This is a genomic window from Pseudomonas petrae (genome assembly GCF_021728295.1).
Taxonomy (GTDB): domain Bacteria; phylum Pseudomonadota; class Gammaproteobacteria; order Pseudomonadales; family Pseudomonadaceae; genus Aquipseudomonas; species Aquipseudomonas petrae.
In genome coordinates, this window is sequence record NZ_JAKJXE010000014.1 from 1 (window position 1) to 14,476 (window position 14,476).

At 62.5% G+C, this 14,476-nt stretch carries 15 protein-coding genes; 3 read left to right on the forward strand and 12 right to left on the reverse strand.

The window, feature by feature from the left end:
* Both L4G42_RS21165 and L4G42_RS21170 read left to right on the forward strand, forming a co-directional pair.
* A partial coding sequence (locus tag L4G42_RS21165) for a hypothetical protein (RefSeq protein ID WP_237253349.1) occupies window positions 1-294 on the forward strand: 294 nt, incomplete at its 5' end.
* Window positions 269-508, forward strand: a complete 240-nt coding sequence (locus tag L4G42_RS21170; protein WP_065988840.1) for a hypothetical protein — start codon at window positions 269-271, stop codon at window positions 506-508. The genes L4G42_RS21165 and L4G42_RS21170, both read left to right, overlap by 26 nt.
* Window positions 509-529: 21 nt before the next feature.
* Here L4G42_RS21170 and L4G42_RS21175 read toward each other — a convergent pair whose 3' ends face one another.
* The 9 genes from L4G42_RS21175 to L4G42_RS21230 form a co-directional block, all read right to left on the reverse strand.
* Complete coding sequence (locus tag L4G42_RS21175) at window positions 530-1,684, reverse strand: ATP-binding protein (RefSeq protein ID WP_237259668.1); 1,155 nt, start codon at window positions 1,682-1,684, stop codon at window positions 530-532.
* A 214-nt stretch (window positions 1,685-1,898) separates the two neighbouring features.
* Window positions 1,899-2,732, reverse strand: a complete 834-nt coding sequence (locus L4G42_RS21180; RefSeq protein WP_237253351.1) for a phosphodiesterase — start codon at window positions 2,730-2,732, stop codon at window positions 1,899-1,901.
* Between the two features lie 24 nt (window positions 2,733-2,756).
* Window positions 2,757-3,788: an ABC transporter ATP-binding protein gene (locus tag L4G42_RS21185; protein WP_237253352.1), complete on the reverse strand. Its 1,032-nt coding sequence runs from the start codon at window positions 3,786-3,788 to the stop codon at window positions 2,757-2,759.
* Window positions 3,785-4,579: an ABC transporter permease gene (locus tag L4G42_RS21190; RefSeq protein WP_237253353.1), complete on the reverse strand. Its 795-nt coding sequence runs from the start codon at window positions 4,577-4,579 to the stop codon at window positions 3,785-3,787. The genes L4G42_RS21185 and L4G42_RS21190 overlap by 4 nt, the downstream gene beginning before the upstream one ends.
* A complete protein-coding gene (locus L4G42_RS21195; protein ID WP_237253455.1) occupies window positions 4,576-5,430 on the reverse strand; it encodes an ABC transporter permease in 855 nt (284 codons plus the stop codon). The genes L4G42_RS21190 and L4G42_RS21195 overlap by 4 nt, the downstream gene beginning before the upstream one ends.
* 15 nt (window positions 5,431-5,445) lie before the next feature.
* Window positions 5,446-6,450 carry an ABC transporter substrate-binding protein gene (locus tag L4G42_RS21200; protein WP_237253354.1) on the reverse strand — a complete coding sequence of 335 codons (1,005 nt, stop codon included), beginning with the start codon at window positions 6,448-6,450 and terminating at the stop codon, window positions 5,446-5,448.
* On the reverse strand, window positions 6,434-7,480 hold the full coding sequence (locus L4G42_RS21205; protein ID WP_237253355.1) for a LacI family DNA-binding transcriptional regulator: 1,047 nt from the start codon (window positions 7,478-7,480) through the stop codon (window positions 6,434-6,436). Before L4G42_RS21205 ends, L4G42_RS21200 begins: the two co-directional genes overlap by 17 nt.
* Window positions 7,481-7,762: 282 nt before the next feature.
* Window positions 7,763-10,345, reverse strand: a complete 2,583-nt coding sequence (locus tag L4G42_RS26080; RefSeq protein WP_272903985.1) for a M10 family metallopeptidase C-terminal domain-containing protein — start codon at window positions 10,343-10,345, stop codon at window positions 7,763-7,765.
* A 150-nt stretch (window positions 10,346-10,495) separates the two neighbouring features.
* On the reverse strand, window positions 10,496-11,242 hold the full coding sequence (locus L4G42_RS21230) for an SDR family oxidoreductase (RefSeq protein ID WP_237253356.1): 747 nt from the start codon (window positions 11,240-11,242) through the stop codon (window positions 10,496-10,498).
* Window positions 11,243-11,343: 101 nt separating this feature from the next.
* Here L4G42_RS21230 and L4G42_RS21235 point away from each other — a divergent pair, with 101 nt between their 5' ends.
* Entirely contained in the window at window positions 11,344-12,249 is a 906-nt protein-coding gene (locus L4G42_RS21235; RefSeq protein ID WP_237253357.1) for an AraC family transcriptional regulator, read from the forward strand.
* A 233-nt stretch (window positions 12,250-12,482) separates the two neighbouring features.
* On the opposite strand, the gene L4G42_RS21240 is transcribed toward L4G42_RS21235, so the two are convergent.
* The 3 genes from L4G42_RS21240 to L4G42_RS21250 all read right to left on the reverse strand — a co-directional run bounded on the left by L4G42_RS21240 (window position 12,483) and on the right by L4G42_RS21250 (window position 14,304).
* Window positions 12,483-12,797: an RcnB family protein gene (locus L4G42_RS21240; RefSeq protein WP_237253358.1), complete on the reverse strand. Its 315-nt coding sequence runs from the start codon at window positions 12,795-12,797 to the stop codon at window positions 12,483-12,485.
* A 182-nt stretch (window positions 12,798-12,979) separates the two neighbouring features.
* On the reverse strand, window positions 12,980-13,309 hold the full coding sequence (locus L4G42_RS21245; RefSeq protein ID WP_237253359.1) for a DHCW motif cupin fold protein: 330 nt from the start codon (window positions 13,307-13,309) through the stop codon (window positions 12,980-12,982).
* A gap of 50 nt (window positions 13,310-13,359) precedes the next feature.
* Window positions 13,360-14,304 (reverse strand): LysR family transcriptional regulator, encoded by a 945-nt coding sequence (locus L4G42_RS21250; protein WP_237253360.1) that lies wholly within the window; start codon window positions 14,302-14,304, stop codon window positions 13,360-13,362.
* Between the last annotated feature and the right edge of the window lie 172 nt (window positions 14,305-14,476).

Here is a 14,476-nt window from a genome sequence, read left to right on the forward strand (position 1 = left end):
GACCACAGCAGTGCAGCCGTGCAAAAAGCCGATAGGCGTCAAACCCAGGGCTTCCAGTCGATCTTCCGCAACAATCAGGCAAGCGGCCGCCGCATCGTTGCGCTGGCAGGCATTACCCGCTCGTTAGCGGGGAATGCCTCGATCGGGGCTGTGAAGCGCATGACATTGCCGGTGCAGAACGCCATTGAGGTCGCGACACAGCCCCGTTATTGGCACACTGTGCAGCATTCGCTTAAACACACAGCGCCAACCTTTATCTGGACGTCACATGACACCCAACGCAGAACTCTATAACCCTTCCACCGAATACGCCGACAAGCTGATTTCGCGGATCGGACAAACACCTTCGTGGATCGCCAAGCGTATTGGCGTCACTGACAAGCGCATCCGCTACATCCTGGACGGCGAAAGAACCGTCAAGGGAGAGACCACGCCCATTCAGATGACGTACACCGAGCAGTTCGCCCTTGAGTGTCTTGTCCAAGAGGCCATCGCCCTTAAAAGGTAACGATTCCGGGCTGCCGCGACGCTACAAGCCTTCCAGCAGCCCGTCCGCACGAAGCAAATCAACGATCACGTGCTCATCCACCGCATACACACCCCGCGAAGCCTTCCAGACCAGGTTCTTTTCCTGCAAGGCAATGAGGGCTTGTTGCACGCCCGGCACCTCAACCTTGATGTCGCTTTCTGCAATCCCCGCCTGCTTCATCGCTGCGGCGTACAACGCCATGGTGGGCGCCTCGAACGGGGCGTAGCTGTCGCCCATACTGCCCATGACGCGAATCACGGCGGACTGGATCGGAGTAAGGCTGTGGATCACCTTCTTGAGGTTCGCGTTCAGCTCATCCGCTTGCGCCCGAACCAGCTCGGCAAACCGCTCGCGTACGTCTTCAGGGTCGATGAAAAAGTCAAAGCGGATGGCATCAGCCGCCGCACCGAGCAGTTCGGGGCGATAGCCACTTTCTTTGAACAGCTGGAACACCTCCGCCGGATCGAGCGGCGATGGCAGGTCGATGTTGGCGCACAGCCAATCAATGTAGTTTTGATCGAGCGTCGGGAACGGCACCATCGACGCCCCGAAGAACGCCTGATCCTTGCTATTGCGCAGCATGGCCAGCTTGTCCCGGTTCGAGCCGGTGCAGACGATGCGCAGACCGTGGTGCCGGGAGCTGTTGAGTTCGTCCCTTGCCGCCTTGAGCGCGAACAGCGCCGCCACACCCGCCTCGGTAGTGATCGCGTGCTGCGCTTCATCGATCATCAGAACAATGAGCTTCTGCGATTCGTCGGAGAGCGCCACCAGCGCGGTGGTGAGGTCGATGTCTTTGCCGAGGCCAATTTTATCCACGCTGAAGTTCAAACCACCGACGACCACCTTCTCTATTCCGGAAGACTTGGCCAGTCGTGTGATGAAACCATCGTTTCGGCCAACCGCTTCGCGGATGGCTTCCACGATGACAAGGCCGGGATCTTTGGTCAGGTCTTGCCAGAGGTCGGCGTACAACACAATGGCCCCCGCTTTTTCTAGCGCGGGGCGCAGGTCTTCACGCGCGAAGGTGGATTTGCCGGTACGCCGTGGCGCTGCCAGGAAGACGCCTGAGCTCGCGGAACTGCCCACAGATACCTGCATGATCAGCTTCGAGAGCCGGGCGGCCAACTCGGGACGGTGGTAGAAGATTTCAGGCATCTGTAGACCTCGATCACATCTCTATAGGCAATTATAGAGCGACTATAGACCAATTATAGATGTGAGTGAAATCTACGTTTATAGGTGATTATAGAACGACTATAGAACGATTATAAAAACGTGACTTTAGCCATGCGACATCCATCGGCGCCCGCAGAACATTCGGGTGCCGCCGGGCCAAAGCGTCAGCACACTCTTCTGAGATGGGGATTTCCTAATCGATCAACCCCTGCGCGTCATAAAACGGATACGGCCCTGGGTAATCACCGAACACGCCGTTGTGGGTCACCAGGCCCTGCTCCGCATCCCAGCGATGCAGCAGGTAGCCCGCCGGCTCAAGGTTGAAATGCGCCGGTGCGTCGTCGCGAAGGTCCAGCACGATCTGGTGCGAGGTGCCCGGGCAGGTGCAACTGAGGCTGCCGGCAAAGCGCCGTTGCATCGGCCGATGCAGATGGCCGCACAGCACCCGTTCGACTTGCGGGTGACGGGCGATCACCTCCTCCAGCGCCGCGCCGTTGATGAACCCTTCGCGTTCCATGTGGCCGATCCCGGTGACAAAGGGCGGATGGTGCATGATCAACAGGGTCGGCACGTCCGGGCGTCGGCCGAGGACTTCATCCAGCCAGGCCATCTGACTGTCCAGCACCTGCCCGCCGTGGGCACCGGGAATGGTCGAGTCCAGACCGATCAGCCTCACCGGATGCTCTTCGACGATCCAGTCCAGTGGCGCTTCGGCAGAGATCGGCAGGTACACGTGATCGGCGAACTCGGCCAGCAGGTGCTCGCGGACGTCGTGATTACCGGGCACCAGGTAGTACGGCATGCTCAGGCGCGCCAGCTCGGGGTGCAAGACGGCGTATTCATCCGGCCGACCGAAATCCACCAGGTCGCCGCTGATCACCACGATGTCGGGACGCGGCGTGCTGGCATTCAGATGATCGACCGCGCGACGCAACGCGCCGAGGGTGTCGACCACGCCATAGGTCAGCTTGTTGCCGGCTTTGAGGTGCAGATCGCTGATCTGCGCAATGAGAAACGGAAGACTCAAAATTGACCTACCCAAAAACGATGATTACGGGTGCAGGGCGAACAGTGCCTGCGGCTCGATGGCCAGGGCAATGAGATCGCCCGGGGCATGAATAACGCTGTCGGCGCTGTCGACCAGCAGCGGTTGCGCAGCGCCGACCTCAATCAGCAAGCGGCTTTGCGCGCCCTGAAAAAACTGTCCCAGCAGACGCCCGTGCAGGTGCCCTTCGCTCTTCACCACCCGCAGGTGCTCGGGCCGGCAATAGACGGTGGACGGCTCACCCGACCCACTCCACGGCAGTTCGCCGCCACTGACTTTCAGGCCGTTGCTAGTGCGGCCTGCCACCGAGAAGGCGTTGAGATTGCCGACGAAACCGGCCACGAACGGGTTGGCCGGCTGCTGATAGATTTCACGCGGGGTGCCGAGCTGGGCGATGCGCCCTTGCTGCATGACCAGGATCCGGTCGCCCAGGGCCATGGCTTCGCCCTGGTCGTGGGTGACGAACACCGACGTAATGCCAAGGCCGCGTAACAGCTGATCGAGTTCGCTGCGCAGGCGTTCACGCAGTTGCGCGTCCAGTGCGGCAAGGGGTTCGTCGAGCAGCAGGACTTTCGGCCGTGGCGCCAGGGCGCGGGCCAATGCCACCCGCTGACGCTGCCCGCCCGACAGCTCATGAATGCCGCGCTTGGCGTGTTCCTGCAGCCCAACCAGTTCCAGTAGTTCGGCGCAGCGCTTGTTGCGCTCGGCGACGGCCATACCGCGCACCTTCAGGCCATACACGATGTTGCCTTCCACCGAGAGGTTGGGAAACAGCGCGTAATTCTGAAAGACCATGCCGACGTCGCGGCGCTCGATGGGCAGACGGGTGACGTCTTGATCACCGAAGAACACCTGGCCGACGTCCGGCCGCTCCAGCCCGGCGATCATCCGCAGGGTGGTGGTTTTACCGCAACCGGACGGGCCGAGGATCGCCAGGGTCTCCCCCGCCTCGATGGTCAGGTTGAGGTCGTGAACGGCAACAGTGCCGTCGGCGAAGGCCTTGCGGCAGCCGATCAGGCGCAGCGTGGTTCCAGTCATCTTTGCTCTCCACGGGAAAGGCGCGCGCTGATGGCCTGCAATGCCACCAGCAGCGGCACGATCATCAGCAGAAATATGAGGGTGTAGGCGCTGGCCACTTCCAGCCGCGCCGAGGCGTAACTGTCCGCCAGACCGACCGGCAGGGTTTTGGTCATGGGCGTGTGCAGCATCCACGACAGGTTGAATTCGCCCAGGGACAGCGTGACCACCATCAGCACGCCGGCAAGAATCCCCGCGCGGCAGTTGGGCACCACGACGCTGAAAAACCGTCGCAACGGTCCGGCACCGAGACTGGCGGCGGCCTCTTCCAGCACGGGCAGGTGTTGACGCTGCATCACCGCCATCACCGGCCGCACCAGAAACGGCAACGTGAACAGCACGTGGCCGACGAGGATGAACAGCCAACTGCTGCGGAAACTGCCGAACTGGCCGTAGGTCAGCAGCAGGGCCAGGGCGCTGGCGAGGCCCGGCATGGCGACCGGCAAGACCATCAATTCCTCAAAGGCGCGACTGAAACGGTTGTTCATCCGCACCAGTGCATACGCGGCGGGTACGCCGATCACGCAGACGCACACCGCGCAGGCGAAGGCCAGTTGCAGCGACAGCCACACCGTCGGCGAATAGGCCTGCCAGACTTGCGCGATCCAGTCGAAGGTCAAGCCGCTGGACACGCCCTGAAAGTAATTACGCGTCAGCCCGGCCAGCAGCGACATCAGCACCGGGACCAGCATGAAGGCGCAGACCAGCAGCGTGAACAGCAGCTGCACAATGAACAGCGATGAGCGCTTCACAGGACGGTCGCCGATTGCTTGACCATGCGCCGCGCGAGCAGCAACACCGCCCAGGTCAGCGCGCCCAATACCACCGACAGCGCAGCCGCGACGGTAAAGTTGGCGTAATTGGTGAACACGTTGTAGATCGCCACGGGGGTGACGTTCAGCTGGGTGCCGAGCGTGAACGCCGTGCCGAACGCGCCCATGGACGTGGCAAAACAGATCGCACCGCAGGACACCAACGCCGGTGCCAGCCCGGGAATGATCACGTCACACACCACCCGCCAGTGCCCCGCGCCGAGGGAATGCGCGGCCTCTTCCAGGCTGCGGTCGAGGCTTTCGCAGGCGGCCATAATCGTGAGGATCACTCGGGGAATCGAGAAATACAGATAACCGAGGAACAGGCCCGCCAGGGAATAGGCGAACACCCAGCGCTCACCCGCCAGTTTCAGGCCGAGCATGGCAAACAGACCCTGCCGCCCTGCCAGCAGAATCACCAGAAAGCCCACCACCACGCCGGGAAATGCCAACGGAAAGGTCAGCAGCGCCACCAGTGTGGCGCGTCCAAAAAAACGCTGTCGGGCGAGAAACACCCCGGTGATGCCGCCGACCAGCAGCGCGGCGAAGGTCACCACCGCCGCGAGCACGCAGGTTTGCGCCAAGCTGCCCAGGTACTGCGGGCTGCTCAGCACTTGCCAATAACCGCTGCCGGCGCCGTCCCGCTGCTGTCCGCCGAGCAATATCAAATGTGCTAATGGCAAGATCCAGAACGCCGCGAGTACTGCCGCCGCTGGCGCCAGGGCCCAGGCCGCTGTCGGGCGCAGACGCCCTGGCCGCGACCCGCGCGCGCCGGCGGCCTGCGCCTTCAAAACCGTGCTGCTCACTTACTTGACCTCGCTCAAATAGCGCGCGGAAAAGGCTTCCTGCACGTCGGCCATGTGCTGGTAATCCACCACGCCGGCGCGGGCGTAATCGCTGTCCGGTAGAAACTGCGCGGCTACGTCGGCCGGCATTTTCATGGCGCGAACCGGGCGCAGATACGCCTTGGCCCACAGTGCCTGGCCCTGCTCGGAGAGGACGAAATCCAGCACCTTTTCGGCGTTGGCCTGATGCGGAGCATTGGCGACCAGACTCATCACGTAGGGAACGCTGATGCTGCCCTCTTTCGGGATGACGAAGGCGACGTTGGCCTTGTCCTTGTAGCGGGCGCGGTAGGCGTTGAAGTCGTAGTCCACGAGGATCGGCAATTCGCCCGACAGCACCCGCGCATAGGCCGTTTGCTTGGGCACGATCGGCGCGTTCTTCGCCAGTTTCTGGAAGTAGTCGATGGCCGGGGCGAAGTTATCCAGGGTGCCGCCCATGGCCTGATTGATCGCCACGGCGGAGACGTAGCCGACGAATGCGCTGGACGGATCGAGGTAACCGACCATGCCTTTGTATTCCGGCTTGAGCAGATCAGCCCAGCTTTGCGGGACCGGCAAGCCACCCAGTGCATCGACGTTGACCATGATGCCGAGGGTGCCGGAGTGGATCGCGAACCAGTGACCCTCCGGGTCTTTCAGGCCTGCGGGAATTTGCTCCCAGCCTTTGGGTTTGTAGGTGCCGACCACGCCGGCTTTCTGCGCCTGCAAGCCGAAGGTCACGCCGTAATACACCACGTCCGCCACCGGGGCGGCTTTTTCGGCCACCAGTTGCGCCAGCGACTGGCCGGAGTTCTTGTTGTCCAGCGGCACTTGCACGCCGGTGCTGTCGGCGATGGCCTTGAGCTGGGTGCCCCAGTCCGCCCACTCTGGCGGGCAGTTGTAGCAAATCGCGGTTTCGGCGGCCTGGGTCAGGCTGGCCACGCCACACAGCAGCAGTGCCGCCAAGGTTTTACTGAAGCGGATCATGGAGCGTCTCCTCGTAGGGCTGATTGTAGGGTTGACTACTTTCGCCCGGCCGGATGTGGCACGGCAGGCAATGGGAAGTCGGGGCGGCGCCGGCGATCTGCGCCAGCAATTGATCGATGACGGTGGTTGCCAGCGCGGCGACGGGCTGGACCACGCTGCACAGGGTCGGGTGCATCTGAGTGCCGATGGCAATGCCGTCGAAACCGATGATCGACAGCTGCTGGGGCACCGCCCATCCATGGCGGCGCAGTTCGGCGATCAGGCTGATCGCCAGCAAATCGTTGGAGCAGACCAGCGCTGTGGGCGCGTGATGGCCTCCTAGTAACGGCGCGAGCGCGGCGAAATCGGCCTGGGTGTGGCTCGGCATCTCGATGATGGGCATGGCGGTGATCGGCGGTTGTGAGGTGCCGCGTTCGCCCATGGCGTCGCAGTAACCTGCGTAGCGCTGCCGCGCCCGGTCGGACTGCAGCGTCGGCCCCGCGACCATGCCGATGCGTCGATGACCGGCGTCCAGCAGATAGCGCGTGGCCAGGGCCATGCCCGCACGGTTGTCCACCGAGACGGCGCTGTATTCGGTGCTGCCGGGCTGGTGGTAGGCGAGTACAAACGGCGTGTCCTCGGTGCTGAGGCTTTGCAGCACGCGATTGCTGTGGGCGTCAGTGACGGTGAGGACCAGGCCGTCGACGCGTTGGCGCAGCAGCTCCTCAACCACTGCGCTTTCCCGCTCGGCGCTGTAATCGGTGGTCGCCAGCAGCAGGTTATAGCCTCGCGAACGCGCGGCGCGCTCCATGGCTTGAAATTGTTCGGCAAAGACCGGATTGAGCAGGCTCGGCACGACCACGCCAATGAGCTGGGTGGTTTGCAGGCGCAACTGGCGGCCCAGCAGATTGGGGCGAAAACCCAGTTCCCGCGCGGCGGCGAATACCTGCTCACGGGTCGTTGGACGCACCACTTCAGGGGAGGCAAAACACCGGGCAGCGGTCGCTCTGGAAACCCCGGCCACCCTCGCAACGTCTTTCAGGTCACTCATGATCACTCGCTTGAGATCGATCTCATTGGCGAGGACATTACGGCGTCAATGTGGCATTTCAGGGGCGGGGGTGTGACAGATTGGAGTCAATGGGGGTTGCAGGGGCCAGCTGCGTAGGTAGACATGTGACTGGCTCAACTCACTGTAGGACCGGCTTCAGCCGGGAAGGCGTCAGGTGTCACACCGTAAATCTGGGGGTGTCCGGACTGGCCTCTTCCCGGCTGAAGCCGGTCCTGCAATGAGATCGCGTGCAGCCTGAGAGACCGCATGCATTGAAGGCGATCAGGCGTCGGACAACACCACATGATCCATCGGCGCCGCCACACCCACCACCTTGATCTCAGCCGCGTTCCCTGCCGGGCTAAACGCGAAGTCCTCGGCCTTCAGGCTATGGCTGTAATCCCCCGCCAGGCTGACCTGGAATTTCTGGCCAGCGCTGTCCGCGTCGTTGCTGCGCACGTAGGTGCGGTCGCTGTTGGCGTTGTAGCTGACCTGCAAGGTGCCGTGGCTGCCATCGCCCAGTCCGGTGAAGCCCAAAGCGGAAACATCCAGCGTGTCATGGCCAGTGGTGAAATCAGTGATCAGGTCCGCCGCGCCGACGTAGCTGTCGCTGATGTGATCGAAGCGGAAGGTGTCCTCGCCCGATCCGCCGGTGAGTCGATCGCCGCCGGCACCGCCAACCAGTAAATCATCGCCGACGCTGCCCGCCAGCACGTCATTGCCCGCCAGGCCAGACAAGGTGTCGTTGCCCCAGTCGCCATACAGCGTATCGGCGCCTGCCGTGCCGGTGGCGTTCACCGAGGTCAGCGGCTGGGACGAATCCGTGCGGGTGTCGTCGGGGTTGGCGAACAGCACGTTGCTGGCGGTCAGGTCATAGAGATGATTGCCGTTGAGCAGGATTTCGAAGCGGTTGCCGTCGGCGTCCGGCTCCAGCGACTTCAGCGCCGTTTGATCACCGGCCAGGTTCAACACCACTTTCAGCGTGCCGTCGTAGCCGTTGCCCAAGCCTTTGAAACCCAGCGCCGTGAGGTCGAGGCGATCATGTCCGTTGCTGTTGAAATCCGTGATCAGGTCGCGTTGCGCGTAACTGCCGCTGGCATCGTTGCGCAGGCTGTCGCTGACGCTGGTGTAGACGAAGGTGTCCGCGCCAGCCCCGCCCGTCAGCGTGTCGCCGCCGCTGCCGCCGAGCAACCGATCTGCACCGCCGTCGCCCGACAACGTGTCGCGCCCTGCGCCGCCGATCAGCACGTCATCGGCGGCGGTGCCGAAAAGCTTGTCGTCGGTGGCTGTACCGGTGATCGACGAAAAGAAGTTGGCCGCGCTCAGCGTGCTCAGGTGATTGCCGTCGAGTGCCAGTTGAAAGCGATCGCCGGCCGCATCGGCGTCCAGGCTGGAGAGGTAAGTGATGTTGGTGGCGGCGTTATAAGTCGCCTTGAGCGTGCCGTCGTGGCCATTGCCCAGGCCGGACAATCCCAGCAGGGTCAGGTCGAGACGGTCGCTGGTGTCGTTGAAGTCAGTAATGCGATCGGTGAAGGACGTGGTGGCCGTACGGTAGCTGTCGCTGACCGAGGTGAAACGAAACACGTCGCTGCCCGCGCCGCCGCTGAGGCGGTCCGCGCCTGCACCGCCGTGAATGACGTCGTCACCTGCGCCGCCATCGATGCGATCGCGCCCTGCCCCGCCACTGATGAGTTCGTCCGAGCGGCTGCCACTCAGCGTGTCGGCGCCCGCACTGCCGCGCACGATCAGCACATCGCTGTTGTTGTAGACCTGGCTTTCGTTGCCCGCCGCGCTGATGTCACCGGCATGAGTGCCGTTGATGACGTTGCCGAAGATCACGCTGCCTTGCACGCTTGCCACGTCCGACGGCACCTCGGCCACGCCCCAGGTGGATCCGGCGCTGCCCGTGATCAGGTTGTCGTAGACGAAATTCTGCGTGCCGCTATCGCTGCCCAGGTTGCGGATTGCCACTTCCGGCACATCGCTGCTCTGCGCATTGGCGTGGATGACGTTGTCGGACACTTCGATGTGGGTCGTGCCTTGCAAATTGACGCCCGACCCGCCGTTGTCATGGATGTCGAGGCGATACACGCCGCCGTATTCGATGCCGCGCATGTGCACGCCGTCGCCGCCGTTGCCGTAGACGTCGCCGCCAATCACGCTGAAAAAGCCGGTGTCGACGCCACTTTCTTCATGGACGTGAATCCCGTCACCGGCGTTACCGGAAGCCTGGTTGTCGGTCAGGGAAAGCGCCACGCTGCCAAGGCCGACATTGATGCCGTTGCCACCGTTGTCCAGCGCGCGGTTATCCTGAAAGGTCAATGCGGCCAGCGACCCTCCCAGCACGAAGCCGTCGGAGGCGTTGTCTGTGGCCGTGCTGTTGCGCACCGTCAAATGCACTGATGCACCGGTCAGGTCAAAACCGCTGCCGCTGAAGTTCGTGGCGGTGACGCCGTCGATCAACAGGTTGGTGCTGCTCGCCCCCGATTGAGACCAGCCACTGACCTGCCCACCGCCGTTGGCCTGATTGCCATCCAGCGAAAGGTTGCTGACGGTTGCGTCTCGCACGGTGCTGCCTGCCACCACGCCCAACAGCGAGGTGGTATTCAAGCCGGCGCCATCGGCGAGCTTGAGCACGCTGTCACCGGCGCCATCGCCGGTGAGAGTGACGTTGCTTTTAAGCGCGAGCGCGTTGCCCGAACCGTCGCTGTCCGACACCCGCCAGGTGCCGCCAGGAATGTAAACCTTGCCCCCACCCGAAGCGCTTGCGGCATCAATTGCCTTTTGGATGGCGACGGTATCGTCAGTGAAGCCGTCGCCCTTGGCGCCATAATTACGGATATCGAAAGTGGGGGTGATGCTCATGCGCTGCTCCTGCCTGGAATACTGACGACCTGTGAACCCGTTGTCGCAACCGGTTCGGGAACAGGTTGGACCGGCAGAGTTCCGGATTGTTAGTACCTTTTCAGGGGCTTTCGTCGGATGAGCAGCACGATCGGCGATAACAGCGGATCGTCAGTGCGCCTCGCCCATCAACGCGACCGCATCCGCGCCGGCCGCCAGGCGCGTTGGCGAAGCCGGGTCGTTCGCCGCGCGCCAGATCACCTCGGCGACATCCTGAGCCTCGGTCGCCAGGGTCGATTGCGACCACTCGCTGAACACCCGCTGCGCCAGATCGGCATAGGCGTCCGGAATGCTGCCCTGCATGCGCGGCTGTGCGTTTTTGCCGAAGTCGGTCCCCGGTGCGCGCCCCGGCAATACCAGATTGACGCGAATGTTGAACGGCTCAAGTTCCAGCGCCAGGGATTCGGTGAACGCATTCACCGCCGCCTTGCTCGCCGTGTACACGCTGAGCAATGGCAGTGATTTGATCGTCACGCTGGAGGTGACGTTGATCACGACCCCCGCATTGCGTTGGCGAAATTGCGGCAGCACGGCCTGAGTCATTGCCAGGGTGCCAAACGTATTGGTCTCGAAAATGCTGCGAATCTTCTCCATCGAGCAGCCTTCGAGGGCGCCCAGCAGTCCGATGCCGGCGTTGTTGACCAAAACATCAATGGGCCCGGCAGCGTCGAGCGCCTGCTGAATGCTGTCCAGATCGGTGACGTCCAGCGAGAGCACGCGCAGGTGATCGGACCCTTGAAACAGCGCGGGGTTGGGTGTGCGCATGGTCGCAATGACCTTCCAGTTTCGGTCGAGGAAATACTGGGCGGTAGACAGGCCGAAGCCCGAAGAGCAGCCGGTGATCAAAATGGTTTTCATGGGTGTGTATCCATCGGGTGATTGACAGTGACGCCACGATAAGCTGTGGTAACCGGACTGAATATCATCGCCAGTCCGCCTTTTTTTCGCAGGAGTCCGGGATGCTCGATCCGCTCGCTGAAGTCGTCACCCTGCTGCAACCCAGCGCTTCACTGTCCAAAATCGTCAACGGCGCCGGCGCCTGGCGGGTGCAGCGCTCGGTACACGGCCAGCCTTTTTACTGCGCGATTCTGCAAGGGGGATCTCGGCTTTCGGTGGCCGGTCAGTGGCCGATCACGCTGCAGGCGGGGGACTTCGTGCTGATTCCGGCGGCTTATGATTTCGAAATGATGAGCCTTCAGCCGTTGGCAGAAGGCGATGCCGAGCGCGCTCCCGTTGAGGTCCGCCCTCGGGACATACGGGTCGGCCCGCCCGACGTGCCCGTCGACGTTCAACTGCTGGTCGGCCACTGCACGTTCGGCTCACCGGACACGGCACTGCTGGTATCGCTGCTCCCGCAACTGATCCATGTACGCGGCGAGCCCCGACTGGCGATGCTAGTAGGGTTGGTGACCGAGGAAGCCCGGGCTCAGCGGCCAGCGAGGGACGTGATCCTCGCCCATTTGCTGGAAGTGCTGTTCATCGAAGCACTGCGTTGCACCGCCACCGAAGCCGCGCCACCCGGATTGTTGCGCGGACTGGGCGACGAACGCCTCGCGGTGGCATTGCGGCAAATGCACGAACATCCGGGCCGCCCGTGGACCGTGGATCAACTGGCGAGGGAAGCCGCCCTGTCGCGCTCGACGTTCTTCGAGCGGTTTCAGAACGCATTGGGCATGGCACCCATGGCGTATCTGTTGGCATGGAGGATGGCACTGGCGAAAAAGCTGCTGCGTGAGCGAGTGGCGGACATTGCCGGGATTGCCCAGCGCGTGGGTTACGGCTCGGTGAGCGCGTTCAGCGTGGCATTCGCCCGCTACACCGGGCGGGCGCCGGGTCGGTATTCGCGGGAAGGAGACGGTCAGTAGGACCGGCTGCGCTCCACTACAGGACCGGTTTCGGCCGGGAAGACGTCATGTGTCACGCCGAGAGCCTGATAGTGCGCACACAGGCCTCTTCCCGGCTGAAGCCGGTCCTACCAGACCGCGTGCATCCAGTGTCATCGGCGATGTACTCCGGTGTAGGACCGGCTTTAGCCGGGAAGGCGTCAGACGTCACGCCATCATTCGTTGGCTGAGGAATGGGGTCTCAGCCAATGGCGTTACTTGTGTCCTTTGGCCTTCGGCACCATCTGTTTGATCGTCCCGGTAGGGATGTCAATCAACGCATATTTGTCCTTGATCTCCACCCACTGTTGGTTCTCGTCCGGCGCAGTCAGGTGACGTGCGCGCCAGTCTTTGAGGGCGAGGCTCGGACGTTGGTATTGGTCTGGGGCGTTGTCGCCTTCCTTGATTTCCTTGACCCCTGCGCCCGGTCGATCCATCGTCACGCTTGGCTGTTCGGCTGCGTAGGAGAAGCTGCTGACTGCGCATACCGCGGTGAACAGCAGATGAGGGAGGTATTTCGTTCCGAGCATGATCAGATCCTTCGGCAAACGAGTGCCGCTGATTGAATAAGGGGTGACGGTGCATCCGTCATGCTCTGACCGGGACTGATTCGCAGGAGTTCGATCTGATCACGTGCGTTCAGATCCGTATCACCAGGTTACGTACCCGAGTGGCAGACCTTGCTCGTATCAAGCCCCGAACACCCGCAACACTAATCAACGATGAATAGCCTGGCGCCCACAGCGCTCGAGGACCTATGCGCCTCCGCGTTGTCAGCCACCTGATAGCTCATGCCCGGACGCAAAGTGAATGTCCGGCCATCTTCGAGCTCGGTGTCCAGTTGGCCGTCCAGGCACAGAAGAATGTGCCCCTTGCTGCACCAATGATCGGCCAGGTAGCCAGCACTGTAATCAACCATGCGCACCCTCGCATCGCCAAACTGGCAGGTGCGCCAGAGCGCTGTGCCCGTCTCCCCCGGATGCGGGACGGATTCGATTTTAGACCAGTCGGTCGTACCAAATGGAATAGCGGTAAGTTTCATGGCGGCCTCGCCGAAAGAAGGACTTTCGATGCTACCGATGCGCTAACGGGTCAAACAGATACAGATCGGGTTGATTGGGCCCATACGCTCGCATTCAGCCCCGCCGAGCTAGCCCCCAAGACGTCAATGAGGTGTGCGACGAGCGCCCGCACCTTCGCCGAGGGTCTGGGGCCGGAGGGGAATACGGCGAACACCTGCAAGGGCTCAAGTTCGCAGTCGGGCAACACGTGAATGAGGCTGCCATTGCGCAGCTGTTCTGCCGCCATGAGCGTCGTGACATTGGCGATCCCGAGGCCTGCCGTGGCGGCGGCCAGAATCCCGGGCGCCGCATCTATTTTGACGCGGCCGTGCAGCGTGACCCGTTGCTCAATGCCTGCCTTGAGGAGCTTTAGCGTGCTTTTTGCCGGAAAGCTTTGTTCGTGCAAGAGCGCGTCGTGGAACGCCAGGTCTGCGGGTGTTTCCGGCAGCCCTCGTTTGGCAAGATAGGTCGGGGATGCCACCAACATGCGCGGCACTGAAGCAATCCGCCGGGCGCCAAACGTGGAGTCCTCAAGCGTGCCCATTCGAATGGCCAGGTCGACGCCGGCCGCCACGAGGTTCTGCCGCTCGTCGCGCATGCTGATCTCGACGCGCAGTTCAGGATAACGCTCAAGGAAATCAGGCAATGCGGGAATCACTGCCAGGGTGCCGTACGCAATGGGCACCGCAAGACGGAGGGTGCCCCGCAGCGAATCGATGCCACGGGCTGCATCTTCCGCGTCCTGCAGGTCGGCCGCGGCCTGACGAGCCTTGTCCAGAAACGCCGCGCCCGCTTCAGTGAGGGCCACACTCCGGGTCGTGCGCAGCAACAGCTTCACGCCCAGCCGCGCTTCCAGCCCCGTAACGATTCGCGACGTCGAAGGCTGGGAAAGTCCGAGTGCCTGCGCGGCACGGGAGAAGCTGCCCGACTCCGCCACGCGGGTGAATACCTCGATCTCCAGCCAGCGGTCATTCATTTGAATTCCAGATAAGTGTTCTGCGAAACAACGGCATAATTTTGTTTGGAGAAAGAGTCTACCGTGGTCTCGTCATTCAACGGAGCTGACGGCTGACATTTTATTCATGGCCCGCTCCACGCCATGGGTGCCGATGGGTACACCCGCCGGTTCCACCATCCAATTGTGAGGA

Bases quoted from the DNA above. Each gene is read 5' to 3' on its own strand.
- L4G42_RS21170 (WP_065988840.1), top strand. From the start codon at position 269: ATGACACCCAACGCAGAACTCTATAACCCTTCCACCGAATACGCCGAC.
- L4G42_RS21175 (WP_237259668.1), bottom strand. From the start codon at position 1,684: ATGCCTGAAATCTTCTACCACCGTCCCGAGTTGGCCGCCCGGCTCTCG.
- L4G42_RS21185 (WP_237253352.1), bottom strand. From the start codon at position 3,788: ATGACTGGAACCACGCTGCGCCTGATCGGCTGCCGCAAGGCCTTCGCC.
- L4G42_RS21200 (WP_237253354.1), bottom strand. From the start codon at position 6,450: ATGATCCGCTTCAGTAAAACCTTGGCGGCACTGCTGCTGTGTGGCGTG.
- L4G42_RS21205 (WP_237253355.1), bottom strand. From the start codon at position 7,480: ATGAGTGACCTGAAAGACGTTGCGAGGGTGGCCGGGGTTTCCAGAGCG.
- L4G42_RS26080 (WP_272903985.1), bottom strand. From the start codon at position 10,345: ATGAGCATCACCCCCACTTTCGATATCCGTAATTATGGCGCCAAGGGC.
- L4G42_RS21230 (WP_237253356.1), bottom strand. From the start codon at position 11,242: ATGAAAACCATTTTGATCACCGGCTGCTCTTCGGGCTTCGGCCTGTCT.
- L4G42_RS21235 (WP_237253357.1), top strand. From the start codon at position 11,344: ATGCTCGATCCGCTCGCTGAAGTCGTCACCCTGCTGCAACCCAGCGCT.
- L4G42_RS21240 (WP_237253358.1), bottom strand. From the start codon at position 12,797: ATGCTCGGAACGAAATACCTCCCTCATCTGCTGTTCACCGCGGTATGC.
- L4G42_RS21245 (WP_237253359.1), bottom strand. From the start codon at position 13,309: ATGAAACTTACCGCTATTCCATTTGGTACGACCGACTGGTCTAAAATC.
- L4G42_RS21250 (WP_237253360.1), bottom strand. From the start codon at position 14,304: ATGAATGACCGCTGGCTGGAGATCGAGGTATTCACCCGCGTGGCGGAG.